This window comes from Komagataeibacter nataicola, assembly GCF_003207795.1.
Taxonomy (GTDB): domain Bacteria; phylum Pseudomonadota; class Alphaproteobacteria; order Acetobacterales; family Acetobacteraceae; genus Komagataeibacter; species Komagataeibacter nataicola.
Genome location: NZ_NIRT01000002.1, coordinates 114,315 through 140,831, shown reverse-complemented (window position 1 = coordinate 140,831; position 26,517 = coordinate 114,315). Strand labels below are relative to the sequence as shown.

The window sequence follows — 26,517 nt, the reverse complement described above, 5'->3', positions numbered from 1 at the left end:
CCATGAGCGGCACCGTAACCAACCCGGCCAGCGAGGCCGCCCTTGCCTATGATTCCAGCCGGGTCGGCACGCTGGCGCGTGACTGGCTGCTGCTGCTCAAGCCGCGCGTCATCTCGCTGGTGGTGTTTACCGGTGCGGCCGGCCTGGCCATGGCGCCAGGGCCGATCAATCCGCTGGTTGCCGCTGTCAGCATCCTGTGCGTCTGCATGGCCTCGGGTGCGGCGGGCGCCATCAACATGTGGTATGACCGCGACATCGACGCGGTGATGAAGCGCACCGTCACCCGCCCCATCCCCGATGGGCGGATCGCGCCGGATGCGGCACTGGGCTACGGCATTGGCCTTTCGGTGGCCTCGGTCATCCTGCTGTGGCTGGCCACCAATGCGCTGGCGGCGGGCATCCTTGCGTTTTCCATCTTCTTCTATGCCGTGATCTACACGATGTGGCTCAAGCGCTCGACACCGCAGAACATCGTGATCGGGGGGGCTGCGGGCGCCTTTCCGCCCATGATCGGCTGGGCGGCGGCCACGGGGTCGATAGCCATCATGCCGGTCGTCATGTTCGGCATCATCTTTTTGTGGACGCCGCCGCATTTCTGGTCGCTGTCGCTTTATGCGTGCAAGGATTACGGGCGGGCAGGCATTCCCATGCTGCCCGTGGTCAGGGGCGCTCGACACACGCGCTGGCAGATCCTGTGGTACACCATCATTCTGACCGCCATCTCGCTGGTGCCATCTTTCATGCATCTTGCAGGCTGGCTGTACACGGTCGTGGCCAGCGTGCTCGGCGCGGGGTTCATCCTGTGCGCCATAGGCGTGCTGCGCGACAAACAGGATGCCAACGGGGTCAGCCTGACGGGCGATGGCCCGGCACGCCGCTCTTTCCGCTATTCGCTGGCCTATCTGTTTTTCCTGTTCCTTGGCCTGCTGGCTGACCACGCCTTCATTGCCCACTAAGCGGGCCGTTTTCATCCATACGGGAGGATCAGGCTCATGGAGCCAGCAGTAACCGCACAGGCGACCCCGCAGCAGGAAGCGCAGGAGGCGCTGCGTCGGCACAAGGGGCGTATCAAGGCCGTGGCCGTTACGCTTTCGGCGCTGGCGGCCATTCTCTACGCGCTCAGCCTCGCCCCCTTATAAAGAAAACAGTGCAAAAGCTTCAGGGGAATGCTGCCTGCTTGAGAAAAGAGGATGCCAGAGGCTCTTGCCTTAAAGCCCGATTGCCTGCGCAACCGATGGCGCAGCACGGAACATAAAAAAAGGCCTGCATCATAGGATGCAGGCCTTTTCCAGTTGGGCTGGCGTCAGCGGCGCGGTGTCTGCTGAATGGCCGAGAGCAGCCATGTGCCAAGTCCGGCCGCGCGCACGAAGGTCCACAGCTCAGTCACGGTCGTGCGGTTTGAAGGATCGCCCTCGATCACGCGGCCGGTCATGTCGGTGGTGATGTCGATCATGGAATACTGCATGGCCACGGTGGCGTAGTCGGCCCCGTTTTCACGCCAGCTTTCCACCAGGTCGCCCCGCTCGAAGCGCAGGTCGGACACCACGTTGCGTGCCCCCCGGCTGGCAAGCTCGGTGAGCTGGTTGTTGAAGTAGGACACCATCTCCGGCGTGGCCATGTGGCGCATGGCGTCCACGTTCTGCTGGCTCCAGGCGGTCTGGATGTTGATCAGCGCCTGCTGGAAGGCCTGGTAGTCCGCAGACGTGATGGCTACGCCGGTATTCTGCGGGCCACCCTGTTGCGGACCGGCGGACCCGGCTGCGCCAAAGGGGCTTGCGACGGGCCCGCCAGCAGTGCCACCACCCCTGTTGCTAAAACGGCGGATTGCCCACCGCACCAGAAAGAAGACCAGCGCCAGCTGGATCAGCAGGCCAAGGAAGCCGCCGCCGCCCATGCCCGAGTTGAACATGCCATGGCCAAACATCATGCCAAACAGCCCGGCACCGATCAGCCCCCCCATGAACCCGCTCATGAACGGGTGGCGGGGCCGCGCCATGGCCATGCCCGCACCAGCGCCAAACGGTGCCCGCGCGCCATAGGCGGGCGCCTGCTGGCGTGGTGTCATGGTGCGCTGGAAAGGCGTTGCGCCAAACGGGGCGGTCTGTGAGGGGGCAGGGGCGCTGTAGGTGCGCGAGCCACGACTCCCCATCGACATGCCGCCACCCGCGCGGGCATCGGCCACGTCGGGATGCGCCACGAGGGAGAGCATGCTCAGGGCTGCGCCAGCGGCGAGGATGATGCTTTTACGCGGCATCAGGCGCGAGAAATTCTGTTTCATCTGGGTCAGGGTATCTGCAATCCTGTATGGGAACCATCATTATCCATGCAGCCTGCATGAGATCGGGCCGCCTTTACCCAGATATAAGTAAGCCCGCGCCCCCATAACAGGGGCAACGGGCTTACAGAAACATGAAATCACGGAAAGGCAACGATTACGCCCCGGCGATCACCATGTCATCAATGCGGATGGTCGGCGCGTTGGTGGACTGGCGGAAGATCAGGTCGTTTGCGGGCACAAGGCGGGCGAACATGTCATTGAGGTTGCCCGCCACGGTCAGCTCGGCCACCGGCTCGGCCAGCACGCCGTCGCGGATCATGAAGCCTGCCGCACCGCGGCTGTAGTCGCCGGTAATGCCGTTGATGGCCGAGCCCATCATCTCGGTGATGTAGATGCCCTCCGTAATATCGGCCATCAGTTCGGTGGGCGTGAGCGTGCCGGGCTGCATGTACATGTTGCCCAGCGAGGGCGCGGGCGGGCCGGATGTGCCCCGGCTGGCGCAGCCATTGGGGGTAAGGCCAAGCTGGCGGGCGGAGCGTGAATCAAGCGCCCAGGTTTTCAGCACGCCATTTTCCACCAGCGTGCGGGTGGCGGTCAGCATGCCCTCGCCATCAAACGGGCGCGCGCCGGGGCCACGCACCCGCCTCGGGTCATCAATGATGGTGATGCCCGCAGGCATGATCTGCTGGCCCATCTTCTCCTTGAGGAAGGAGGTGCCGCGCGCGATCGAAATGCCATTGATCGCGCCTGACAGGTGCCCGAGCAGCGAGGTGGAAACCCGCGGGTCGAGCACGATGGGCAGCCGCCCCGTGCGCGGGCGCACCGGATTGAGGCGGGCGACCGTGCGCTCGCCCGCGCGGCGGCCGATCAGGCCAGCATCCTCAAGGTCGGACAGGTACACGGTGGCGTGGTAGTCGTAATCACGCTGCATCTGCGTGCCTGAACCCGCCACCACGCTGGCCGAGACCGAATGGCTGGTGCGGGCGTAGCGGCCCGAGAAACCGGCCGATGTCATGAGGATGATGTCAGACAGGCCAAAACTGGCCGAGGCCCCGTTGCTGTTCGATACGCCGCCCACCGCAAGGGCTGCTTCCTCCGCCGTGCGGGCACGGGCCATGAGGTCGGTGGTGGTGGGGGTGGCGGGGTCGAACAGGTCAAGGCCCGCCGCATCGACAAAACCGTGCTGCGCCTGTTCGCACAGCCCGGCAAAACGGTCCTCGGGCACCACGCGGGCCATGGCCACCGCGCGGGCGGCCAGCGTGTCGAAGCGTTCGGGATCGAGTGCTGTGGCCGAGACGATGGCCGCGCGCTGGCCCACGAACACCCGCAGCCCGAGGTCACAGGTCTCCGAGCGTTCAAGGTCTTCCGTGCAGCCATTGCGCACCTGCACGCCGTGGGCCACGCGGTTGACGTATATGGCATCCGCCGCATCGGCCCCTGCCGCGCGGGCGCGGGCGATGAGGGCTGCGATCAGGTCAAGGGGATTGGCACTCATGCCGCGAGCGCTCCCGTAATGCTGTCGAGCGAAGGCAGGTGACTGACCGGCCCGAGCGAGGCCAGGGTGGGCCTGCCGCTGAAGATGCGGGTGGCGACACGTTGCACGTCTTCAATGGTGACCGCGTCGATCTTGCCCACGGTCTCGCTCGTCGGGATCAGGCGGCCGAACACCTGCAACTGGCGGGCCAGCTGCTCGCAGCGGCTGCCCGTGCTTTCGAGCGACATGAGCAGCGAGGATTTGAGCTGCGCGCGTGCCCGCGCAAGCTCGCCAGCGTTGACCGTGTGGCGCACCTTGCGCAGTTCCTCCAGCGTGACCGGAACCAGATCGGCCACCTGCGCCTCGCCCGTGCCGGCATAGATGCCGAACAGGCCGCCCTGGCGGAACGGCGCGTTGAAGGAATAGACCGAATAGACCAGACCGCGCTTTTCACGGATTTCCTGGAACAGGCGCGAGGACATGCCACCGCCGAGCAGCGTGGAGAGCAGCAGGGCGGGGTAATAATCAGGGTCGCCATACGGCATGGAGGGAAAGCCAAGCACGATATGCGCCTGGTCGAGTTCACGCTCCTGCACGAACGCGCCGCCCACATAATTCACGCCCGGCTGCGGCGGCACGGTGCCGGTGGGCAGGTCGGCAAAGTGCTTTTGCACCAGATCCACCACGCGGCCATGCTCGAGGTTGCCCGCCGCCGCCACGATGGTGTTGCCCGCCCGGTAGTGGGTGCCCATGTAGTTGACCAGCGTTTCGCGCGCCATGGACTGGATGCCCGCTTCCTTGCCCAGCGTGGGGCGGCCCATCGGCTGGTCGGGGAAGGCGGTTTCCTGAAAATGGTCGAACACGATGTCATCCGGCGTGTCGTTGGCCTGGCCGATCTCCTGCAGGATCACGCCGCGCTCACGCTCGAGTTCATCGGGTGCGAGGCTGCTATGGGTCAGGATATCGCCGATGATGTCGGCACCCAGATCAAGGTTTTCCTTGAGCAGCTTGACGTAATAGGCCGTATGCTCGCGCGCGGTGTAGGCGTTGATGTGGCCGCCCACGTTCTCGATTTCCTCCGCAATGCCCACGGCGGTCCGGGTGCCCGTGCCCTTGAAGGCCATGTGCTCGAGAAAATGGGAAACCCCGTTTTCTGCCGCACTCTCGTTACAGGTGCCCGCGGCGACATACGCCCCGAGCGAAATGGTTTCCACCCTGTCCATCCGTTCGGTCACGATGGTCAGGCCGGAGTCCAGTCGGGTCACATTGATCAGGTCGGTCATGCTGGTCCTGCGGGCGGCATGGCGCCTGAGCGCCAGCAACCCCTTGTTTACGTAAGATGGATGGGGGAAAGGCTCAGGGCGCGTTGGTCAGCACGGCGGCGCGCACCTTGTCCTCGATCACGCCCAGATCAGCAGGCACCACGGTGTAGCGCTCGGGCCGGTCATACAGGTCGGCAAGCGTGTCCGGCAGGGCCGGGCGGATGCCGGTCGCCCGCGCCATCGCATCGGGGAACTTGGCCGGGTGCGCCGTGGACATGGCCACCATGGGAATGCCGGGCTCGCGGAAGGCGCGGCCCGCTGCAATGCCGATGGCGGTGTGCGGATCGGCCAGGTAGTGGCTGCGGGTGTTGAGCGTGCGGATTTCGGCGGCCGTCGCGTCATCATCAAGCGCCATGCCGTGGAACAGGGCATTGGCGCGGTCCCACACGGAGTTGGAAACCTTCATTACGCCGGTCTTGCGGAAATCGGTCATGATGCGCGCGCAGGCTTCCGCATCGCGGTCAAGCAGTTCGAACAGCAGGCGCTCGAAGTTGGACGAGACCTGGATATCCATCGAGGGCGACAGGCTGGGCACCACGCCGTGGATGCTCATGTCGTTCTCGTTGAGGAAGCGGCTCAGGATGTCGTTGCGGTTGGAGCCAACGCACAGCGCGCGGATGGGCAGCCCCATGCGGCGGGCCACCCAGGCGGCGAGCACGTTGCCGAAATTGCCGGTGGGCACGGCGAATGACACCTCGCGGTCGGGTGCGCCAAGGGCCAGGGCGGAATAGACGTAATAGGGCACCTGGGCTGCAATGCGCGCCCAGTTGATGGAGTTGACGGCGGAGAGGTTCATGTCCGTGCGGAAGGGCAGGTCGGCGAACATCGCCTTGACCAGGTCCTGACAGTCATCAAACGTGCCTTTGACCGCAAGGTTGGTCACGTTGGGTTCCAGCACGGTGGTCATCTGCCGGCGCTGCACTTCCGATGTGCGGCCCTCGGGGTGCAGGATCACCACGCGCAGGCGCTCGCGGCCCCGGCATGCCTCGATGGCCGCCGAGCCGGTATCACCCGATGTTGCGCCCACAATGGTTACCTTCTGGTCGCGCTCGGTCAGCACGTGGTCGAACAGGCGGCCAAGCAGCTGCATGGCCATGTCCTTGAAGGCCAGCGTAGGCCCGTGGAACAGTTCCTGCACGAACAGCCCGTCTTCCACCTGAGTCAGCGGCACGATGGCGGGGTGATCGAATCGGCTGTAGGCCTCGCGGCACAGCCTGAGCAGCACATCGTGCGTAATCGAGCCTTCGGCGAAGGGGGCTATGATCCGGGCCGCAAGCTCCGGATAGGGCAGGCCACGCAGGGCGCGCCAGTCATCCACCGAAAGCTCGGGCCAGCTTTCCGGCAGGTACAGGCCACCGTCCTCTGCCAGCCCCGCCAGCAGAACGGACGAAAAATCGCGGACGGGGGCTTGCCCCCGGGTAGAAATATAGCGCATTGCGCCATCATAATCCCAACCGCCCCCCGCGCGAAGGGGGCGCGGACCCCGCGCGGGCGATTCCGGGTGGGGTGTGTCAGAATTTCGGCGGGGGCAGGGTGCCGATATTGATGCGGTAGATATGGACCGGCCACTGTATGGCGTTGGCGCCCCCATTGAGCGGAGCCGTGCGGTCAAGCTGGGCGGCGGGCACGTAAAGCTGGCCGTCCTTTGTGGCAAACGAGCCCGCGGGCCAGTGCAGGCGCGGGTCGGTCACGATTTTCTGGTACACGCGATCAGGCATCAGGCGGAAGATGCTGCCGGTGGATACGTCATTGAAATACAGCGTGCCATCCGGCCCCACGGTAATGCCGCCGAGCGGGGGCGTTTTGTACCACAGCGTCGGCCCTTCCTCGAGTTCGATAGGGGTGACGTCGGGGTCCACGAGCAGGTCGGTGTCGAGCTTGTAGACCGGACCACAGAGCGGCTCGAAATACAGCCACTGCCCATCGGCGCTGACATCCATCTGGCTGATATTGACAATGGCGGTGTGGCCTGCGGGGTTGGTCGCCACCTTGCCCTCCACCGTTATGGGCTGGTGGGCGGTGAGTGCTGGCGTGTGCTCCATCAGGCGGCGCTGGATGTTGGTGTCGAGCCTGACCACGATCATGGCCGGAATGCCGGCATCGCCCACAAAGGCATGGCCACGCGCCACGCGCATGGTGGCGGCGTAGCTGCCCGTGCGCAGCATGTCGGGGTTGAGCGGCCAGGTCTGGAGCACGCGCTGGCTTTTTGTGTCGAGTTTCACGATCTTGGGCCCGCCCTCGAGCGGTTTGCCCGCAGGGTCGGGCTGGCCGCTATCGAGCACCCATAGCGTGCCATCGGGCTGGAGCTGCATGTCGGCTGGCGCCACGAGGCGCGACGAGGCCGGGGCAGCGGGGTCGTTCCATGTGGCGTCAGGATAGGGTTGCGGGTTGCCGCTGGCATCGAGCACGGCAAGCCCCGGCCCGCTATTGCCCGCCCAGCGCGGCAGTTCGACGAGCAGCCTGCCATCGGGCAGCACTACCACGCGGTCCCATGCGCTGGTGGAGGATGAGGCGACATCCTCAAGCACTGCGGGCGGGTTGAGCGGCGGCGCGGGCTTGGCGGCATGGGCAGCGGGCGGCATGGCCAGCAGGCTGGTGCCGCAGGCAAGGAGAAAGCCCGCATGGCGCAGGCGGCGGAAGGCTGTAGGGATCATGGCGTGCATCGCGCCTTATCTCGTCACGAACGGGGGCGAATGGCAAGGGTATGATGCGGCATGCCCGCCCCGACCGATAACCGTGCCCTTGAGGCTGGCCGATAAAAACCACAAAAGTTTTTTGGTGAAGCTTTTTTCAAAAAGCTTCGGAAGACACCGCCTTTTTGAGAAAAGGCGGCCCCCGAAAATTTTCATGAATGCGCAGGTTTCAGACCTGCGCGCAGTAACGCTGCCGCAGGTGGCGCAGGTAAGGCCCGGTATTGGGCACGGCCCCGGTTGCGTCGCGCACGATCTCCTTTGTGCTCGCCCCGCTGGCACGGGCATGGATGCGCGGGCGCAGCCAGTCGAGCAGGGGCGTGAAATCGCCATTTGCAATGGCAGGCATGATGGCGGGGGTGTCGCGCTCGGCGGCCTCGCGCAACTGCGCAGCAATGATCGCGCCCAGCGTATAGGTCGGGAAATACCCCCACGAGCCCGATGGCCAGTGAATATCCTGCAGGCAGCCCAGACGGTCCTCGGGCACTTTCAGGCCCAGCAGGTCATGGATGCGGGCATTGAAGGCTTCGGGCAGGTCGGCCAGTTTCATTTTGCCCGCGATCAGCGCGGTTTCCATCTCGTAACGCACGAGGATGTGGGCGGGATAGGTGACCTCATCGGCATCTACGCGGATGAAGCCTGGCCGCACGCGGGTGACCAGGCGGTGCAGGTTATCCGTGCTCCATGCCGCATCACCCGGGCTGCCAGCAAAGGCTGCGCGCAGGCGCGGGGCCATCCACTCCATGAAGGGGCGGCCGCGCGCCACCTGCATTTCCATCAGCAGGGACTGGCTTTCATGCAGGCTCATGCCCCGGGCCTCGCCCACGGGCTGGGCGCGCCATGCTTTCGGCAGGCCCTGCTCATACAGCGCATGGCCGGTTTCATGCACGATGCCCATCAGCGCGTTGATGCAGTCATCGTGCTCGTAACGGGTGGTGATGCGCACGTCATCCTCCGCCCCGCCGCAAAACGGATGCACGCTGACATCAAGCCGCCCGCGCTGCATGTCAAAGCCCAGGGCGGCCATGGTTTCGCGGCCCAGTTTTTCCTGCGCGGGCACGGCAAAGGGGCCGGTGAGGGCGATGGGGGCAGGCAGGTTTTTCTGGTGGTCCAGCGCGGTTGCGATCAGGTCGGGCAGTTCACTGGCCAGTTCGGCAAACACGGGGTCGATATCCGCCTGCCGCGTGCCGGGGTCATACTGGTCAAGCAGTGCGTCATAGGGGGAAAGGTTGAGGGCTTCGGCCTTGGCGACCGCCACCGCGCGCGTGCAGTCGAGCACCGTTTGCAGGTGCGGCAGCAGTCCGGCGAAATCGCTATCCTGCCGTGCGGTGCGCCATGCCATCTCGCAGCGCGAGGCCGCGCGGGATGTGGCTTCCACCAGTTCACCGGGCACGGCGGCGGCATGGGCGTGCTGGCGGCGCATCTCGGTCAGGTTGGCGGTGGCCATGGCCTCATCGGGGGCATGGGCGCGGGCGAGCAGGTCGGGCATGTCGGGCGCGGTCATGAGTTCGTGCGAGAGCACGGCAAGGGCGGCGATGCTCTCGGCGCGGCTGTCGGCAGCGCCTGCGGGCATCATGGTGTCCTTGTCCCACCCCAGAATGCCGAGCGCGTTGCGGATCTGTCCCATGCGGGCAAAACGCTGGCGCAGGATGTCATAGGCCTGCTGGCCGGTCGGGCGGGACGGGATGTTCATGCGCGCTCCTGCGTAAAAATCATGCACATTGTCTGTAAATCATAAGAAAGTTTTTGGTGAAGCTTTTTTCAAAACGCATCGAAGAACGCCATTTTATTCAAAAAAGACGCTGCCCGGACACTGGGCATTGCCTGCAAACCATTCCTTAACCACCCACGCTGTATGCAGCCCAGTTGTGCCATGCATAAGGAGAGGTGCGTGCCATGAACGCGATTACGGGTCGGGCAGGCCTGCTCGCACGGGGGCAGGCGGCGCTGCGGGCGGGCGACATGGCGGGCGCGCGCACCTGTTTTGCCACCATGCGGGGGTTCTGGCCCGATGATCCTGACGCCCTGCATGGCCTGGCCTGTATTGCGCTGGCCCTTGGCCAGGCGGATCGCGCCATAAGCCTTGCCGGGCGCGCGCGGTGTCTGGCCGCGCCGGGGCATCCGCATCTGGGGCAGTATCATGAGGTGCTGGCGCGTGCGCTGCTGGCCTGTGGGCACGGTGATGCCGCGCGTGCTGCGATCCGGGCCGCCTGCCTGCACAGCCCCGATGATGGCGCGATCGTGCTGGCGCTGGCCGAGATCATGGAGCGCACAGGAGATATCGCGGCGGCCGAGGCCGCCCATGCGCGCGGCGTGGCGTTGGGCGGGGTGCCCGCGCGGGTGGCGCAGGCGCGCTTCTGGTGGCGGCGCGGGCGGGGTGAGGTAGCGCTGGCACAGATGCGCCATGTGGCGGCCAGCGCCCCTCATGATGGCATCGCTGCGCATGAACTGGTGGGCATGCTGCTGGCCCGCGACCACAGGGCCGAGGCTGAAACCATTCTGCGCCAACGACTGGCCCGTGACGGGCGCGACGGGCAGGCGCGTTCCACGCTTGGCGCGCTCCTGTTCGCCACGGGCCGCCTGCGCCCGGCTGCCACCATGCTCCGCGCGGCCCTGCGCCATGACCCCGCACCCGGAACCGCAAACAATCTCGGCCTGACCCTGATGGCGCTTGGAGAAATGGCGCAGGCGCAGGCCGTGCTGGCCGATGCCTGCCGCGCACAGCCGGGTGATGCCCGCATTGCCCTCAACCATGCCACCACCCTGTTCGAGTCCGGCCAGCATGCGCAGGCCCGCGCGGCCTATGAGGCTTTGCTTGCCCGCAGTCCCGCGCCCGATCCGGCCACGCTGGCGCGGGCGCGGTTCAATATGGGCGTGGCAACGCTGGCGCAGGGGCATCTGGCGCAGGGCTGGGCGTTGTGGGAATCCCGCCTCGGTTTCATGCCACAGCACCCTGCCGCGCACCGCCTGCCGCGCTGGCAGGGTCAGGTGCTGCCTTATGGGCGCAGGCTGCTGGTCACGATGGGGCAGGGGCTGGGCGATGCGGTGCATTTCCTGCGCTATGTGCTGCTTGCGGCCATGCGCGTGCCGGTGGTGCTGGAGGTGCTGCCCGCCCTGCGCCGCCTGGCGGCAACGCTGGGGCAGGCGGCGGATGAAAGTGAACTCTGCCGCATTGAAATTATCACCCCCGATAAAAATGAATATCGGGGTGTAGCCTGCCAGTGCGACCTGTTCAGCCTGCCTGGCCTGCTTGGCGTGCGTGCAGTGGCCCCGTTCCGGCCCTATCTGGGACAGGCGGCGTGGCAGCCCCGGCGAAAGCGTGCGGGTCCGTTGCGCGTTGGGCTGTGCCATGCGGGCAATGCCGCCTATCGTTTTGATGCGCGGCGCTCGGTTGCGGCTGAAGCGCTGGCCCCGCTGGCGCAGGTGGAGGGAGTGACATTCATTTCGCTGCGTCCCGGTCGCAATCCCGGTACGGACCCGGCGTTCATGCGGCATGAACTGGCGGCTGATGCGGACCTGCTTGAAACATCCCGCCTTGTCGCCACGCTGGATCTGGTCATCAGCGTGGATACGCTGGCAGCCCATCTGGCAGGGGCCATGGGCTGCCCGGTCTGGCTGCTCAGCCGTTTTGGGGGGGACTGGCGGTGGTCAGCGGCATTTGACGCGGCTGAAGCCGGCCAGGCGGAGGGCATCTGCCCGCCCGTGTCCGTTTCTGGTGCAGCCGCGGGGGCTCCGCTCAGCCAGTGGTATGACTGCGTGCGCGTGCTGCGCCAGCCAGTCCTGCAATCGCCCGGCCCCGCATGGCAGCCTGTTATTGCTGGTCTTGTGCCCGCCCTGCGCGCGTGGGTCGCGCAGGGCGGGGGCTCAGATAGTGATGGATTCGAGTTCGGATGAACGGCGCTGGGCCGCGGCTTCCGCTTCCTGCAGGCCCGACAGCAGGGCCGCGCGCAGGCGGTCGAGGCGCCCCTTGTCGGTAATTTTCAGCCCGAACAGGTCCTTGACGTAAAACACGTCCACCGCCCGCACGCCATAGGTGGTGATGTGGGCGGAGGCGATCTGGAGTTTCTGCTCGCTCAGCGCCGCAGTCACGTCATGCAGCAGGCCGGGGCGGTCGCGTCCGTTGATCTCGACGACCGTGCAGGTGTTCGACGCGCGATTGTCGATCACCACGCGCGGCGGCACGTGGATCGCCCGCATGCGCCGCCCCGCCACCCTGCGGCCACACTGCGCAATCTCGCGGTTGATGTTGATCTGCCCGGTCAGCGCCTGCTCGATCAGCAGCGACAGGCGGGCGAGCTGCTGCGGTTCCTCAAAGGCCGCACCGCCTGCATCCTGAATCCACAGCGTGTCGAGCGCCATGCCGTTGGTCATGGTGTGAATGCGCGCATCCACGATCGAGGCCCCGGCAATGGCCACCGCCCCCGCAATGCGCGAGAACAGGCCGGGATGGTCGGCAGCGTAGATGGTCACCTCGGTCACGCCGCGCGCGGGCAGGGGCTGGGTCTCGACCGTAAGAGGGGAGTGGAGTCGCTCGGATTCGCCAATCAGCAGGGCATGGCGGGCGTGGGTGTCGTGGTCGAAGGACAGCCAGTAACTGCCATAGCCCAGCCCCATGAAGTGCTGCACGTCGGCCTCGTTCATGCCGTCTTCCACCAGCCACGCGGCGGTGGCGGCCTTGGCGCGTTCTACGCGCACGTCGCGCTCGGTGGTGGCGAGGCTGCCCTCGAGCACTTCGGCCACGCGCATATACAGTTCGTTGAGCAGCGTCGCCTTCCAGGCGTTCCACACACGCGGGCCGACCGCGCGCATGTCCACGATGGTCAGCAGCAGCAGCAGCCGCAGCCGCTCGGGGGACTGGATGATGTCGGCCAGGTCAAGGATGGTCTTGGGGTCGTCGATATCGCGCTGGAAGGCGGTGTGGCTGAGCAGCAGGTGGTGCAGCACCAGCCACGACACGGTTTCCGTCTCCTCGCTGTCCATGCCCAGTTCGGGGCAGACATACAGCGCGATCTGCGAGCCGATTTCCGAATGGTCACCTCCGCGCCCCTTGGCGATGTCATGCAGCATCACCGCCACGTACAGCGCCCGGCGTGAATGCAGGTTGCGCGCAAGGTCGTAGGCTATGGGAATCTCGTCGGCCATGTGGCCATGCTCGACCCGGCCAAGGATGCGCAGCGCGTCGATGATGTGCTCGTCCACCGTGAACACATGGTAGGTGTCGAACTGCATCTGCCCCACCACGCGCGACCAGTCGGGCAGCAGGCGGCCCATCAGCCCGGTCTCGTTGAGGATGTGCAGCCAGTAGGCGTTGCCCTTGCGCCGCCCCTCATCCATCAGGTGGAAGCTTGGTATGGCATCGGGCTTTTCTTCTTCCGCACGCGGGGCGCGCTGCGGGCGCTCGGGTGGCGCGCCACACATCAGGTCGAGGAAGATGCGCGCGGTCTCGGGGTCGCCACGCAGGCTGGCGGCCTTGCGCTCCCAGCGGATGAGCTGGTGCATGGCCATGGGGTGAATCGGCAGCTTGCGCTTGTTGGCCCAGTCCAGCAGGCGCATCATCTGGATGGGTTCATTCTCGAACGACGTGCCGCGCTGGGGCAGGATGCGGCCATCGATTACGGTAAAGCCCGCATCACGCATCTGGCTGTCGGCCTCGGGCGCGTTGGCCACGGGGCCGAGCGCCTGGCGCAGCACGGCGGGCTCGAGCACCAGTGTGAGGCGCATGACCTCGCGCACGGTCAGGAAGTAGTGGCGCATGAAGCGCTCCACCCCCACCTGCCGCCCGTGGCGGGTGTAGCCCATGCGCCCGCCCACCACGGGCTGCACGTCAAATGTCAGGCGCTCTTCCGCCCGGCCGGACACGTAATGCAGGTGAAAGCGTACCCGCCACAGAAAGTCCCACGCGCGGCGGGCGCGCTTGGCTTCGGGCTCGGTCAGCAGGCCAAGCTCGCTGAAGCCGGGCGCCAGCAGGTCTGACACATGGCGTGTGCCGAAGGTGTAGCGGCACATCCAGTACAGCGTCTGCAGGTCGCGCAGGCCGCCGCGGCCTTCCTTCACGTTGGGTTCGACAAGGTAGGGGCTGTCGCCAAAGCGCTGGTGGCGGGCGGCGCGCTCGCGGCGCTTGTCGGTAATGAAGCGGTCGGCGCCGGATTTGACGCAGGCCACGATGTAACGGGCCTGGAACATGGAGAACAGCGATTCGCTGCCGGTCAGGATCCGCGCATCAAGCAGGGTGGTGCGCACCGTGGTGTCGGCTTCCGCCTCGGCAATGCACTCGTTGATGGTGCGCGTGGCGTGGCCCACCTTCAGCCCGAGATCCCACAGGAAGTACAGGATGTATTCCACGCAGGCGCGCATGTCCTCGCCCTGCGCATCGGGGGTGAGGAACAGCAGGTCGATATCGCTGAACGGGGCGAGCAGCCCGCGCCCGTAGCCGCCGGTGGCCGCGATGGCGAACGGGGCCTCATGCTGCGAATCGATGCCGGTCTGCGCCATGGCATAGGCGCCGAGCACGCGGATCATGCCATCGGTATAGGCCGCGAGCAGCTTGCCCGCTTCGGCGCCGCCAAGGCGGTGATGCTCGAATTCCTCGCGCACATGCGCCTGGTAGCGCGACAGGTGGCGGCGGAACAGCCTGATCGCCTCCTCACGCGGTGGCAGGGCGCGCGTGCCGTCCTGCTCCCCTGTGGGGAACAGGGCGGCATGGAGGGCATCGGTCATCGCCTCGACGGAGGAGGCGGGAAGGGGGGCAGCGTTCGACATCGTGGGCGGATGGCGTCCTGTAAGTGGCGAAAGTGATCCAGTCCGGGAGTGTGCCGCCCTTGGTGGGGTCAGGTCCAGAGCCGTATCAGGGTTTCAGCAGTTTTTTGAGTTTATATAACATTTCCAGCGCCGTGCGCGGGCTAAGCGCATCGGGGTCAAGTGCTTCGAGCATATCAAGGGCTGCGGGTGGCACGGCGGGCGGCACGGGCTCGATTTCCACCACTCCGGCCTGCTGCTCGAACAGGGGCAGCGGCGGAGCCTGTCGGCCGCGTTCCTTTTCCAGCATGCCCAGAAGGCGGCCCGCGCGGCGCACCACGGGCTCGGGCACGCCCGCAAGGCGCGCCACATGCACGCCCCAGCTGCGCCGCGCCGAGCCGGGCACGACTTCATGCTGGAAGATGACCTGCCCCTTCCATTCCCGCACGCTCATGGTGTGGGGGGTGAGGCGGGGCATGGTGTTGGCGAGTTCCGCCAGTTCATGGAAATGGGTTGCGAATATCGCGCGGCAGCGCAGCGTGGAATGCAGCGTTTCCAGTACCGCCCAGGCAATGGCCAGCCCGTCGAGCGTGGAGGTGCCGCGCCCGATCTCGTCTACCACCACCAGGGAGCGCGGGCCGGCCTGGTTGAGGATGGCCGCCGTCTCGGTCATCTCCACCATGAAGGTCGAGCGCCCGCGCGCGAGGTCATCGGCCGCACCCACGCGTGAGAACAGCCGGTCAACCACGCCAAGGCGCATGCTGGCCGCCGCCACCGGCAGTCCTGCCTGCGCCAGGATGACCGCAAGGGCCGCCTGCCGCAGGAAGGTGGACTTGCCCGCCATGTTCGGGCCTGTCAGCAGCATGATGCGGTGGTCGGGCTCGAGGTCGCAGTCATTGGGGGTGAAGCGGGTGTTGCGCGGCAGGGCGGCCTCGACCACCGGGTGGCGGCCCGCGCGGATGATGAAGGATGTATCATCGCCCACCACCGGGCAGCACCATGCGCCCCCGCCCGCCAGCACCGCGCAGGACTGCACGATATCGATCACCGCGAGGGCTGCGGCCATGTCCGGCAGGGCGGTTTCATCAAGGATATGGCCCACGACCTGCGTAAACAGGTGGCGCTCGCGCAGGGCGGCGTTCTCGGCGGCCTGCGCGATCTGCTGGTCGAGGCTGGCGAGCCGCTCGGTGGCGAACCGGCTGGAACTTGCCGTGCCCTGCCGCATGATCAGGTCTTCACGCCCGCGCAGGCGGGGGGCTTGTGCGGCTGGTACCTCGATCACGTAGCCAAGCTGGGCGTGGTGGCGGATCTTGAGGTTGGAGATGCCAAATTCCTCGGCATATTCCTTCTGGAGTGCTGCGATGATGCGCCTGCTGCCATCGCGCAGTTCGCGCTGGGCGTCGAGTTCCTCATCATAACCTGTGGCAATGGTGCCGCCTTCATCCATGCGTGCGGGCGGGTTTTCGCTCAGCGCGCGCTCAAGCAGGGCCTGAAGCTCGTGCGCACGATCAAGGTGGCCGCCAGCCAGCGCCAGCAATGGCGGCAGTTCCGCCTGCTGGTTCAGGATCTGCCTGATCTCGCGCGCAACGCGCAGCGCCAGCCGGATGGCCCCGGCATCACGCGGCTGCCCGCGCCCGAGCGACAGGCGGCCGAGCGCGCGGGCCATGTCGGGGGCGGTGCGCAGGTGGGTGCGCAGGTCATCGCGCACGCCCGGCCTGTCGAGCAGCCAGACCCACCCGGCCTGCCTGCGGGCAATGCGCGCGGGGTCGGTCAGGGGGGCTGCGATCCAGTCGGCCAGCATGCGGCTGCCAGCTGCGGTAACGGTGTTTGATACGGCGGCAAACAGGGTGTGCTCGGTCGTGCCATCACGCGTGCGCAGCAGGTCGAGGCTGGCGCGGGTGGCGGGGTCAAGACCAAGCACGTCCTGGCTGTCGCTGGGGCGGGGGTGCGACAGGCGCGGCAGCTGGCCTGCCTGGCTGCGGCGGATATAGTCCAGCGCTGCGGCGGCGGCCTGCGCCTCCGTATCGCTGAAGGTGCCGAACGCATCGGGGCTGGCCACGCCAAAGGCCTCGGCCATGCGGGTGCGGGCCGCCTCGGCTCCCGGCGGGGGCACGATGGGGGTGCGACGGGGGGCGAAGTCGCCTAACTCCACGTTGTCCGCGCACAGGATCTCGGCGGGGTCGAGGCGGCCGAGCAGGTCGTGCAGGTCGCGCGCGGGCACGCTTGCGGTCTCGAACAGGCCGGTGGAAATATCGATCCATGCAAGGCCGGGGTTGCCCGCTTCGCGCCCGGTGGGGCAGATGATGCAGGCCAGCAGGTTCTGCCGCCCGGCTTCAAGCAGTTCATCTTCCGTCAGCGTGCCCGGCGTGATCAGGCGTACGACCTCGCGCCGCAGTGGCCCCTTTGAGGCCGGTCGCCCCTTGCGGGGCTGCTCGGTCTGCTCGGCGACCGAAACGCGGAAGCCCCGGCGGATCAGCCGCGCCAGATAGGCCTGCGCCGCATGCACCGGCACCCCGCACATGGCAATGGGCTGGCCCCCATGCGTGCCGCGCGCGGTGAGCGAAATATCAAGGGCGGAGGCTGCTGCTTCGGCATCGTTGAAGAAGAGTTCGTAGAAATCTCCCATCCGGAAGAACAGCAGGGCGTCAGGGTGTTCGGCTTTGAGCGCAAACCACTGCGCCATGGCGGGTGTGGCGCCTTCGGGAGATGGAAATGTCATGTCTGCTGTCTAGCGGCGGGGTAGGGGATTCGCCAGCATGGATTTGAAAAGAGAGCCGCCGGAACGTCAGGCAATCAGAAGGAAGTTTTTTGATGAAGCGTTTTTCAAAAAGGCGGCGCCCAAAAACTTTTAGTCACTGTTTTGAAAATGCTTCTAGCCCTGCCGCCTGCGTCCAAGCCGTCTTTTTACCGCGCCAAGCGCCAACCGCAGGTCGGTCACCCCCAGCACGTGCAGGGCTGCGAGGTAAAGGCTTACGCCAAGCCCGATCAGCACGCCCACATCCACAATCCGCATGACCGGGCCTGCCGTCATGGCGTTGCCCAGCGGCGTGTAGCCCAGCAGGGCGACACTGCCCGCCATCAGCGCGGCGCAGCCCACCATGCCCGCAAGCTGGCGCAGCAGGCCGGGGTCAGGCACCAGTGCGCCGCGCCGCAGCAGGAGCACGGCCAGCACCCCCGCATTGACCATGGCGGCCAGGCTGCTGGCCAGTGGCGGGCCGACATGGGCCAGCCAGTGCATGAAGCTGATGTTGAGAATGAAGTTGAGCGCCAGCGTGCCCATGCCCACCAGCACCGGGGTGCGTGTATCCCCGCGCGCGAAGAAGCCGGGCGAGAGCACCTTGACCAGCACGAAGGCGGGCAGCCCCAGCGCATAGGCGCGCAGCGACTGCGCGGCCAGTACCGCGTCATGCGCGGTGAAATGCCCGTGGCCGAACAGCGCCATCATAACCGGGGCCGCCAGCACCAGCAGGCCGGCGGCGGCGGGCAGGGTCAGGATCAGGGCATAGGAGATGGCGCGGTTCTGCACGCCATGGGCCCCCGCCACGTCATCGGCGGCGAGGTGGCGGGTGAGCACGGGCAGCAGCGTGGTGCCTGCCGCAGCCCCCAGCACGCCCAGGGGCAGCTGGTTCACCCGGTCGGCAAAATACATGAGCGACACGCTGCCCGCGGGCAGCAGGGTGGCGATGATGGTATCAACCAGAAAGTTGATCTGGGTAATGCCGCTGCCCACCAGCCCCACGCCCATGCGGGCGAGCAGCGTGCGGATGCGCGGCGTAAGGCACGGCATGACCAGCCGCAGGCGCATGCCCGCCCGGGCGGCCGCATAGAGCAGGATGCCGAACTGAACCACGCCCGAGGCGCTCACTCCCCAGGCTGCGGCATGGGCTACGTCGCCAGTAAAGGGGGGCAGCAGCACTATGGCGGCAATGCCCACCACGTTGAAGCTGACATAGGCGGCCGCCGCCACGCCAAATCTGTGCATGCCGTTGAGCACGCCCGAAACGAGTGCCGCCCCGCAGATCATGAGCAGGTAAGGGAATGTGATGCGGCTGAGCGAGATGGCCAGCGAATCGCGCACATCCCCATGCGCGAAGCCGGGCGCGATGACGCGCAGCACGCCGGGCATGAAGATCTCGCCCAGCACGGTCAGCAGCAAAAGCCATGACAGCAGCACGCTCATGGTCTCGCTGGCGAACTGGCGGGCGGTCTCCTTGCCCTCGCGCTCGAGCAGCGAGGCAAACAGCGGCACGAAGGCGGCGTTCAGCGCGCCCTCGCCAAACAGGCGGCGGAACATGTTGGGCAGGCGGAACGCGATCTGATACGCATCCTGCGCCGCCCCCGTGCCCAGGAGGGCGGCCAGCAACTGGTCGCGCACCAGCCCGAGCACGCGGCTGATCATGGTCCAGCCGCTTACGGTCAGGAAGCCCTTCAGCATGCTTTGGGGCGCGGCATGGTATCCATCAGTGATCCATCACGGCGCGTTCGACCGCCATGCGCACGCGGCGCGATTCGGGTGAGGTGACGCAGGTGAACCAGTTGGCCAGGCTGCCGTCGCGCCCGATCAGGTATTTGTAGAAATTCCAGCGCGGCAGCGACAGGAATCCTCCCTCGCGCGCCAGCCAGCGGAACAGCGGAATCGCCTGCTGCCCCTTCACGTGGCTTTTGACCGTGAGCGGAAAGGTCACATTGTAGTTGCGCTGGCAGAAAGTGCCGATCTCGGTGGGGGTGGCGAGTTCCTGGTTGCCAAAATCCCCCGAGGGCACGCCAATGACCATCAGGTCATGGCTGCGCCATGTGGTCCACAGGCTCTGCAGCCCTTCATATTGCGGGGTGAACCCGCATTTCGAGGCGGTATTGGCAATCAGGATCGGCTTGCCCCGCAGGGTGCCAAGGTCGATCTCGGAACCGTCCAGGGTAGGGAGTTTAAAATCGTAGATCGTGGTCATGGAATGCTCGGTCTCGTATGCGCGCCGGAATGATCCGATTGCAGGCTAGCACGGCGGGGGTCAAGTTACCTGTTTGCAAATGTGCAATGTAGCCAGCACGCCGGTCAGGCGAATTCATGCCCCACGGGCCGGGCCAGAAGCGCGCCTGCGGCCTGCGCCATGTCAATCTCGCCCGCCAGCAGGCTGGCTACCGTGGCGATGACGGGCGTGCTGACCCCGTGCGCCTGCGCCAGACGGTGCAGGGCGGGTGCGGTGGCCATGCCTTCGGCCACGCCCTCAAGTGCCGCCGCCGCCGCCTGCGCGGGCGTGCCCTGGCCCAGGGCCAGCCCCAGCCGGTAATTGCGTGAGGCTGCCCCCGTGCAGGTGAGCAGCAGGTCGCCAATCCCCGCAAGGCCGGACAGCGTTTCCACCTTTCCGCCCAGCGCGTGCGACAGGCGGGCGAGTTCGGCAATGGCGCGGGTAATCAGGCCCGCGCGCGCGTTCTCGCCCAGTTTCGCGCCCATGGTGGCCCCTGCCGCAATGGCCACCACGTTCTTGGCGGCACCGCCAAGCTGCACGCCGGTCGGGTCATCGCTGGCATAGAGGCGGAAGGCGGGCGTGGTCAGCAGGTCGGCCAGCCTGCGGGCCTGCGCGCGTTCACTGCTGGCCAGCACGGCGGCGGCGGGCAGGCCAGCCGCCACCTCATGCGCGAAATTGGGGCCGGACAGCACGCCCAGCACGCTATGGGGAAATACTTCGCCCAGCACCTGCAACGGCATGAGGCCACTGGCCTGCTCGATGCCCTTGCAGCACGCGATCATGGGCGCGCAGGGGGGCAGCGTGCTGGCGACCGCGCGCAGGTGCTGCATGGGGCAGGCCAGCAGCATCAGCTCGGCCTGACGGGGGAGGGTATCGGTTACGGTAATGGTTTCGGGCAGGGCAAAACCGGGCAGGCGCGGCATGACCCGGCCTGCCGAGAGGGCGGCAGGATTACGCGCCCATAGCGTGACATGCGCGCCCGCGCGGGCCGCCTGCAGGGCCAGCGCCGTGCCCCAGGCGCCCGCGCCGATTACGGCGATGCGTTTGGTGTGGGTCATTTATGTGCGTTCTCCGCAGGTGTGTGCCGTGAGCCGGCATTCTGTCATTGACCTAACCGCAATGTGCTGTGTGGGGTTGCTGGGCAAGGGGAAGAGGAGCGCATGTGATAAAAGTTTTTGGGTGCCGCCTTTTTTCAAAAAGGCGGCGTCTTTCGAAGCTTTTTGAGAAAAAGCTTCACCAAAAACTTTTATCTTTCAGGGCGTTGTTTCAAGTGGTGGTGCCGTCATGCGCTGCGCCATCTCCGCAAGCGGCCAGCGCGGGCGGGGGCGCAGGGCGATGTCGTTGGGGATGGGCAGCCCCGCCTCACGGCGCGCACGCATGGTCTCGATCGCGGCCCACGCCACCATTACCGCGTTATCGGTGCACAGCCGCAGCGGCGGGGCGGCGAAGGGCAGGTCATGGCGGGCCGCAAAGTCGCGCAGGCTGGCCCGCAGCACGCCATTGGCCGCAACTCCGCCCGCCACCACCAGGGTTGTGGGGCGCTCCATCATGTCCAGCGCATGACCAAGGCGGTCGATCACGATATCACTCACCGCCTGCTGGAAGCTTGCGGCAATATCGGCGGCTTCCTGCCGGGGCAGGGCGGTGCGCACTTCCGCAGGCAGCTTCTGCGCCACGGCGGTTTTCAGGCCCGAGAAGGAAAAATCGCAGCCCGGCCGACCCATCAGCGGGCGGGGCAGGGACACCGCGCGCGGGTCGCCCTCACGCGCCAGTGCCTCTACCGCAGGGCCGCCCGGCCAGCCAAGGCCAAGCATCTTGGCCACCTTGTCAAACGCCTCGCCCGCCGCGTCATCAATCGTGCCGCCGAGCCTGCGGTAGTGACCCACGCCTTCCACCGCGATGCACTGGCAGTGCCCGCCCGACACCAGAAGGAGCAGATAGGGGAACGGCGCGCCATTTTCGGCAACACCGGGCAGGCGGGCGGTCAGCGCGTGGGCCTCGATGTGGTTGACGGCGATGAAGGGCTTATCAAGCGCAATGGCCATGCCCTTGCCCATGTCGGCGCCCACGATCAGGCCGCCAATCAGCCCCGGCCCGCAGCTTGCGGCTATGGCGCCGAGTTCGTGGGGCTGCATGTTCGCTTTGGTCAGCGTGTCGCGCACCAGCGCGGGCAGGGCGGCAAGGTGGGCGCGGGCGGCAATTTCGGGCACGACCCCGCCAAATGGCACATGGCCGGATTGCGTTAATGTCGTTTCTGCCACGATCCGGCCGTCTGTCGCCACGATGGCGCAGGCGGTGTCATCGCACGAAGATTCAATGGCCATAACGGGAGTTGGCAGATCGGGTGGTGTCTGGTCGCTTGCGTGCATGGCGTAATTTACAATCCGGATGTGTCGATTGTCATCTTTCCTTTATCGCGATGCGGTAATAGACACGCGATATGGAGTCCGCAAAGCCATCCGCCCCGTTTCCATCGTCCGCGCTACAGAAAGTCGCGGCCGAGGCTGCTGCACGCCAGCGAAAGGAAGCTACCCATACCGAACCCCACCGGCGGCAGCTACCGCTGAAGGTCGGAACGCGGGCCTCCCCGCTGGCACTGGTGCAGACGCGCGCCTTCCTCACGGTGCTGACTCGCTTCTGCCCCGTGCTGCGCGACATGGGCGCGTTTCAGGAGCACCAGATCAGCACCACGGGCGACCAGGTGCTCAACCGCAAGCTGGCGGAAATTGGTGGCAAGGGCCTGTTCGCCAAGGAAATCCATGAAGCGCTGCTCGACGGGCGGATCGATTTTGCCGTTCACAGCCTCAAGGATCTTGAAACCACGCTGCCGCCCGGGCTGGTGCTGGCCTGCACGCTCAAGCGCGAGGATGCGCGTGATGTGCTGATCCTCGGCCCCGGCTGTGGCGAGCCCGACCCGGCGGACCCCTATGCCGTGCTGCCGCAGGGTGCGCTGGTGGGCTGTGCCTCGGTGCGGCGGCAGGCGCAGATGCTGCATGTGCGCCCCGACCTGAAATTCGGGCTGCTGCGCGGCAATGTGCAGACCCGGCTCGACAAGCTGGCCGCGCGCCAGTGCGATGCCACGCTGCTGGCCTATGCGGGCCTGCGTCGCCTTGGCATGGAAGACCGCGCCGACGTGATCCTTGACCCCACCATCATGGTGCCGGCGGCGGGGCAGGGCATTGTGGGTGTTACCGTGCGCGAAAGCGATGTGGAACTGCGCGAACTGCTTTCCGCCATTGAGGATTACGAGGCCCGAGCCGTGGCCACCGCCGAGCGCGCGCTGCTCGCCGAGCTTGATGGCTCGTGCCGCACCCCCATCGGCGGTTATGCCCGCCTGATCCCGGTCGTGGCCGGTGGCGCGCCGGAACTGCACCTGACCGGGCTTGTTGCGCGGGAGGATGGCTCCTTCCTGCTCAAGCGCTCGATCAGTGGTGCGCCGTCCGATGCAGCCCGTCTGGGCCGTGACCTTGGCCGCAGCCTGCGTGCCGACAGCCCGGCCGATATTTTTGCCGAAAACGCATAACAAGCCACACCGCCCCGTTATGTGTAACGGGGTCATCATTACCCGCCCCCCGCCAGGCCTCGCCCCCACCATGGCGGCGGTGGCCGGGCTGGGGTGGCAGCCCATCGCAGCCCCCATGCTGCATGTCGAGCCGCTTTCCCTCGCCCCCGATGCACCCCGGCCAGACGCTATCGTAATGACCAGCGGGCAGGCCATTGCCAGCATCAATCGCCCCGAATGGCACGATGTACCCTGTTACGTGGTGGGGCACGCCACGGGTGCGCGCACGCGGGCGGCCGGTTTTACGCATGTCTTTACGGCGGCTGGCACGGCGGATGATCTGGGCGCGTTGCTGCGTGCGGCCCTGCCCGCGCGGGGGCTGCTGCTGCTGGCCGTGGGGCGGGGCTACGGGCGCGACATGGCGCAGGCGCTGCGGGCGGAGGGGTTTCGTGTAATCAGGCGCTGTGTCTATGCGGTCAGCTCCGCGCGACATCTGCCCCCGCAGGCGGCGCAGGCGCTTGTGGCAGGGCAGGTGGCGGCGATTCTGTTCTATTCCACCCGCACGGCGCGGGCCTTTCTGGCTAGCCTGAGCGCTCCGCAGGCCGCGATGCTGGGGCAGGTGGTGGCGGTGGCCATGTCAGATGGCGTGGCGGCCGCCCTGGCCACCGGGCCTGCATGGCGGGCCATGCGCGTGGCGCCCCGGCCGGATCAGCCTGCCATGCTGGCTTGCCTTGGCGACGCCAGAAAACCCTAAAAGCTTCAGGGAGCAGCTCCGCAAGGGGATTGCACAGGACAAAATAAAGGCCGGAAGCACAAGCTCCCGGCCTTTATTGCCCGTAACCGCAAATAAGGGATCAGGCGTGGCCCGGCGTCTGGTCAAACGAGTTACGCTTGGCCTGCCACAGCGCCACGAAGTCGATCGGCTGCAGCACCACGGGCGGGAAGCCGCCATCACGCGTGACTTCGCTGAGGATGTTGCGCACATAGGGGAAGATCAGGCGCGGCACTTCAACGAGCAGGATCGGCTCGACCAGCTCGGCGGGCGGGTTGGTCAGGGTCACGATGCAGGCATAGGCCAGCTCGGCAATGAACACCGGACGCCCCTGCGGGCCACCTTCCTGCTGCGGCGGTTCGCTGGCCTCGGTCTTCACGGCCAGGATCACCTCAAACACCATCTGGTCGGGTTCCAGACGGTTGGCCTGCACGTCAATGTTGACCGAAATCTGCGGGTTGGTGCGCAGTGTCGCGAAGATTTCCGCCCCGGCGGGCACTTCGAACGAAAGGTCCTTGATGTATTGCAGGTTGATCGCCAGCGGCTGTGCCGGGGGGGCGTTCTGGTCGTTTTCAGGGGTGGGCGGCTGAGTCGTATCGGACATGCTTGTCTGTATTCCCCACAGATATACGCGAAAAGAAAGGTACCGTATTCTCTGGCCGTAGCATGGGTATGCAGGTGATGCCATACCAGCTGCCGGAATTTTAACGCCCGTCGCGCATTGTGCTGGCTCCGGGCGTTGCCTATGTTGTGGCGCAGGGTAATCTTTGGCAGGCTGGCCCGCCTGCGGTGATGGACGCGCGGCATGAATTTTTCTTTTGGTCATTTTCCGCTGGATCTGATTGTTCTGGGGCTGGTGGCTGTCTTTCTCGTGCTGCGGCTGCGTAGCATCCTTGGCCGCCGTGTCGGCGCCGAACCGGCGGCCCGCCCCATGGCTCCGCCGCCCATGGCCCCCACGGTGGTGGAAACGGCGCCCGAGCCGCCACCCCCCACCGTGACCTATGACATCCCCACGCCTGATACGCGCGTGGGCGGCGTGCTGGCCCGCATTGCCACGCTGGAGCCTGATTTTACGCCCGATGGCTTTGCCAAGGGCACGGAAGCGGCCTTTCGCCAGATCGTGACCGCCTATGCGGCAGGCGACCTGAACACGCTGCGCACGCTGCTGACCGCAGCCACCTTCACTGCGTTCGAGGCCGCGATCCAGTCGCGCCAGCAGGCGGGCGAAACCCTGCGCAGCGAAATCCGCGATATTACCGATATCGCCATCATCGGCGCGGATATTGATGAGACGGCGGGACCCAGTCCTGTCGCCCATATCGAAGTGCGCATCGTGTCCGACCAGATCAGCGTTACGATGGATGGCAACGGCCAGCCCGTGGCGGGCGTGGATGCCGTGACCGAGTTCTCCGACCTGTGGGTGTTCGAGCGTATTCTTGGTGTAAGTGGTGATGGCTGGCGGCTGGGGGCAAGCCGCAGCGCTTAGGCAAAATGAACTGCCTTACTTTCATCAATAAAGTCATGATAAATACATCTTTATGAAAGTGTTCAAGCGTATTGCGCCGCTGTGCGCCGTTGCCGCCCTGTGCGGGTGCCATATGGAGTCCCCCACGCTGGGGGCGCAGGCGCCATCCCACCATGCCCGCGCAGTCTCGTTCAGCAAGCTGCCCGGCTGGCAGGATGATGCACACGAAGAGGCGCTGCCCGTCTTCCTCGCTGAATGCCATAAGATCGAAAGCCTGCCGCCCGAAAGCGGGCTGGGGGGTGATTCTTCGGCGCATGCGGGTCATCAGGTTGGCGACTGGCAGCCTGCCTGCACGGCAGCCCGCGCGGTGCCGACCGGTGACCGGGCGGCGGCGCGTGCGTTTTTCGAGCAATGGTTCGTGCCGACCCGCATGCCCGCAGGCACGCGCACGGGCGGCATGCTGTTCACCGGCTATTACGAGCCCGAGATTCGTGGCGCCCTGCGTCGTGGTGGCATTTACCAGACCCCCGTCTATCGCCATCCCCCCGATCTGGTGCGCCAGCGTGATGCGCAGGGCAATGTCGTGACCGGGCGCCTGCATGACGGGCAGATCGTGCCCTACTGGACCCGCGCGCAGATCGACGCGGGTGCGCTGGCGCATGAAAAGCTTGAACTGCTGTGGCTGGCCGACCCGGTGGATCTGTTCTTTTTGCAGATTCAGGGTTCAGGTCGTGTCCGCCTGCCCAATGACGAGGTGGTCCGCCTGGGCTTCGATGGCCTCAATGGCCAGCCTTACGTGCCGCTGGGCCGGGCCATGGTGGCGCAGGGCCTGATTGGCAGCGATGATGTCAACATGGCTTCCATCCGGGGCTGGCTGGAAGCGAATCCGGACAAAGCGCGGGCGGTGATGGAGCAGAACCCCAATTACGTCTTCTTCCGCGAACTGCCATCCGACAGCCCGCTGGCCGGTGCGCCGGGCGCGCTGGGCGTGCCGCTTACGCCGGGGCGCTCCATGGCGGTGGACCGCACTTACATTCCGCTGGGAAGCCCGGTATGGGTGCAGGCGCAGGTTCCGGTTGCAGGCCATCTTGCCGCATGGAACCGGCTCGATTTTGCGCAGGATCTGGGCACCGACATAAAGGGACCGGACCGGGCCGATCTGTATATGGGCTGGGGGCCGGAGGCGGCGCAGGCAGCGGGAAACCTGCATTCACCCGGCCAGATGATCCTGCTGGTGCCCCGCAGCGAACCGGGGCGCGAAGAGAAGCACGGGCGCAAGCATAAACACAAACACTAGATCCGCTCCGGGCGGAGT

General features: G+C 66.3%; 20 protein-coding genes. 7 read left to right on the top strand and 13 right to left on the bottom strand.

Annotated features, from left to right (window positions below):
* The first annotated feature begins 2 nt into the window (after positions 1-2).
* Together cyoE and CDI09_RS18030 are read left to right on the top strand one after the other, a co-directional pair.
* Positions 3-956, top strand: a complete 954-nt coding sequence (gene cyoE, locus CDI09_RS02015) for a heme o synthase (RefSeq protein WP_078526691.1) — start codon at positions 3-5, stop codon at positions 954-956.
* A 36-nt stretch (positions 957-992) separates the two neighbouring features.
* Positions 993-1,139, top strand: coding sequence for a hypothetical protein (locus CDI09_RS18030; protein ID WP_167370218.1), 147 nt, complete (start codon positions 993-995; stop codon positions 1,137-1,139).
* A 164-nt stretch (positions 1,140-1,303) separates the two neighbouring features.
* On the opposite strand, the gene CDI09_RS02010 is transcribed toward CDI09_RS18030, so the two are convergent.
* The 6 genes from CDI09_RS02010 to CDI09_RS01985 all read right to left on the bottom strand — a co-directional run bounded on the left by CDI09_RS02010 (position 1,304) and on the right by CDI09_RS01985 (position 9,457).
* On the bottom strand, positions 1,304-2,278 hold the full coding sequence (locus CDI09_RS02010; protein WP_078526693.1) for a Tim44 domain-containing protein: 975 nt from the start codon (positions 2,276-2,278) through the stop codon (positions 1,304-1,306).
* Between the two features lie 154 nt (positions 2,279-2,432).
* Positions 2,433-3,773: a TldD/PmbA family protein gene (locus tag CDI09_RS02005; protein ID WP_078526695.1), complete on the bottom strand. Its 1,341-nt coding sequence runs from the start codon at positions 3,771-3,773 to the stop codon at positions 2,433-2,435.
* Positions 3,770-5,035 (bottom strand): M16 family metallopeptidase, encoded by a 1,266-nt coding sequence (locus CDI09_RS02000; protein ID WP_078526697.1) that lies wholly within the window; start codon positions 5,033-5,035, stop codon positions 3,770-3,772. Before CDI09_RS02000 ends, CDI09_RS02005 begins: the two co-directional genes overlap by 4 nt.
* Before the next feature lie 73 nt (positions 5,036-5,108).
* Positions 5,109-6,509 carry a threonine synthase gene (thrC, locus tag CDI09_RS01995; protein ID WP_078526699.1) on the bottom strand — a complete coding sequence of 467 codons (1,401 nt, stop codon included), beginning with the start codon at positions 6,507-6,509 and terminating at the stop codon, positions 5,109-5,111.
* Positions 6,510-6,585: 76 nt separating this feature from the next.
* Positions 6,586-7,737, bottom strand: coding sequence for an L-dopachrome tautomerase-related protein (locus tag CDI09_RS01990; protein WP_078526700.1), 1,152 nt, complete (start codon positions 7,735-7,737; stop codon positions 6,586-6,588).
* Between the two features lie 199 nt (positions 7,738-7,936).
* A complete protein-coding gene (locus CDI09_RS01985; RefSeq protein WP_078526702.1) occupies positions 7,937-9,457 on the bottom strand; it encodes a carboxypeptidase M32 in 1,521 nt (506 codons plus the stop codon).
* Between the two features lie 203 nt (positions 9,458-9,660).
* Between CDI09_RS01985 and CDI09_RS01980 the strand changes: the two genes are divergently transcribed.
* Positions 9,661-11,658, top strand: coding sequence for a tetratricopeptide repeat protein (locus CDI09_RS01980; protein WP_078526704.1), 1,998 nt, complete (start codon positions 9,661-9,663; stop codon positions 11,656-11,658).
* Here CDI09_RS01980 and CDI09_RS01975 read toward each other — a convergent pair.
* The 6 genes from CDI09_RS01975 to tsaD form a co-directional block, all read right to left on the bottom strand.
* Complete coding sequence (locus tag CDI09_RS01975; RefSeq protein ID WP_078526706.1) at positions 11,629-14,523, bottom strand: [protein-PII] uridylyltransferase; 2,895 nt, start codon at positions 14,521-14,523, stop codon at positions 11,629-11,631. The genes CDI09_RS01980 and CDI09_RS01975 overlap by 30 nt on opposite strands.
* Positions 14,524-14,608: 85 nt before the next feature.
* Positions 14,609-17,218: a DNA mismatch repair protein MutS gene (gene mutS / locus CDI09_RS01970; protein ID WP_078526708.1), complete on the bottom strand. Its 2,610-nt coding sequence runs from the start codon at positions 17,216-17,218 to the stop codon at positions 14,609-14,611.
* Positions 17,219-17,371: 153 nt separating this feature from the next.
* On the bottom strand, positions 17,372-18,934 hold the full coding sequence (gene murJ, locus CDI09_RS01965) for a murein biosynthesis integral membrane protein MurJ (RefSeq protein ID WP_078526709.1): 1,563 nt from the start codon (positions 18,932-18,934) through the stop codon (positions 17,372-17,374).
* Positions 18,935-18,959: 25 nt separating this feature from the next.
* The gene (locus tag CDI09_RS01960) at positions 18,960-19,445 is read right to left on the bottom strand and encodes a glutathione peroxidase (protein ID WP_078526711.1); all 486 of its coding nucleotides are present in this window, start codon (positions 19,443-19,445) and stop codon (positions 18,960-18,962) included.
* Positions 19,446-19,549: 104 nt separating this feature from the next.
* Positions 19,550-20,521, bottom strand: a complete 972-nt coding sequence (locus CDI09_RS01955) for an NAD(P)H-dependent glycerol-3-phosphate dehydrogenase (RefSeq protein ID WP_078526713.1) — start codon at positions 20,519-20,521, stop codon at positions 19,550-19,552.
* Positions 20,522-20,716: 195 nt separating this feature from the next.
* Positions 20,717-21,832: a tRNA (adenosine(37)-N6)-threonylcarbamoyltransferase complex transferase subunit TsaD gene (gene tsaD / locus CDI09_RS01950; RefSeq protein ID WP_078526715.1), complete on the bottom strand. Its 1,116-nt coding sequence runs from the start codon at positions 21,830-21,832 to the stop codon at positions 20,717-20,719.
* 71 nt (positions 21,833-21,903) lie between these two features.
* Here tsaD and hemC point away from each other — a divergent pair, with 71 nt between their 5' ends.
* Together hemC and CDI09_RS01940 are read left to right on the top strand one after the other, a co-directional pair.
* Entirely contained in the window at positions 21,904-22,986 is a 1,083-nt protein-coding gene (gene hemC / locus CDI09_RS01945) for a hydroxymethylbilane synthase (protein ID WP_078526717.1), read from the top strand.
* 19 nt (positions 22,987-23,005) lie between these two features.
* Positions 23,006-23,719, top strand: coding sequence for a uroporphyrinogen-III synthase (locus CDI09_RS01940; RefSeq protein ID WP_078526719.1), 714 nt, complete (start codon positions 23,006-23,008; stop codon positions 23,717-23,719).
* Between the two features lie 100 nt (positions 23,720-23,819).
* Here the strand turns inward: CDI09_RS01940 and secB are convergent, their stop codons facing one another.
* On the bottom strand, positions 23,820-24,341 hold the full coding sequence (gene secB / locus CDI09_RS01935) for a protein-export chaperone SecB (protein ID WP_078526720.1): 522 nt from the start codon (positions 24,339-24,341) through the stop codon (positions 23,820-23,822).
* Between the two features lie 201 nt (positions 24,342-24,542).
* On the opposite strand from secB, the gene CDI09_RS01930 reads away from it, so the two are divergent.
* Positions 24,543-25,223: a Tim44/TimA family putative adaptor protein gene (locus tag CDI09_RS01930; RefSeq protein ID WP_078526722.1), complete on the top strand. Its 681-nt coding sequence runs from the start codon at positions 24,543-24,545 to the stop codon at positions 25,221-25,223.
* A 52-nt stretch (positions 25,224-25,275) separates the two neighbouring features.
* Positions 25,276-26,499, top strand: coding sequence for a murein transglycosylase A (mltA, locus tag CDI09_RS01925; RefSeq protein ID WP_078526724.1), 1,224 nt, complete (start codon positions 25,276-25,278; stop codon positions 26,497-26,499).
* Positions 26,500-26,517: the final 18 nt, after the last annotated feature.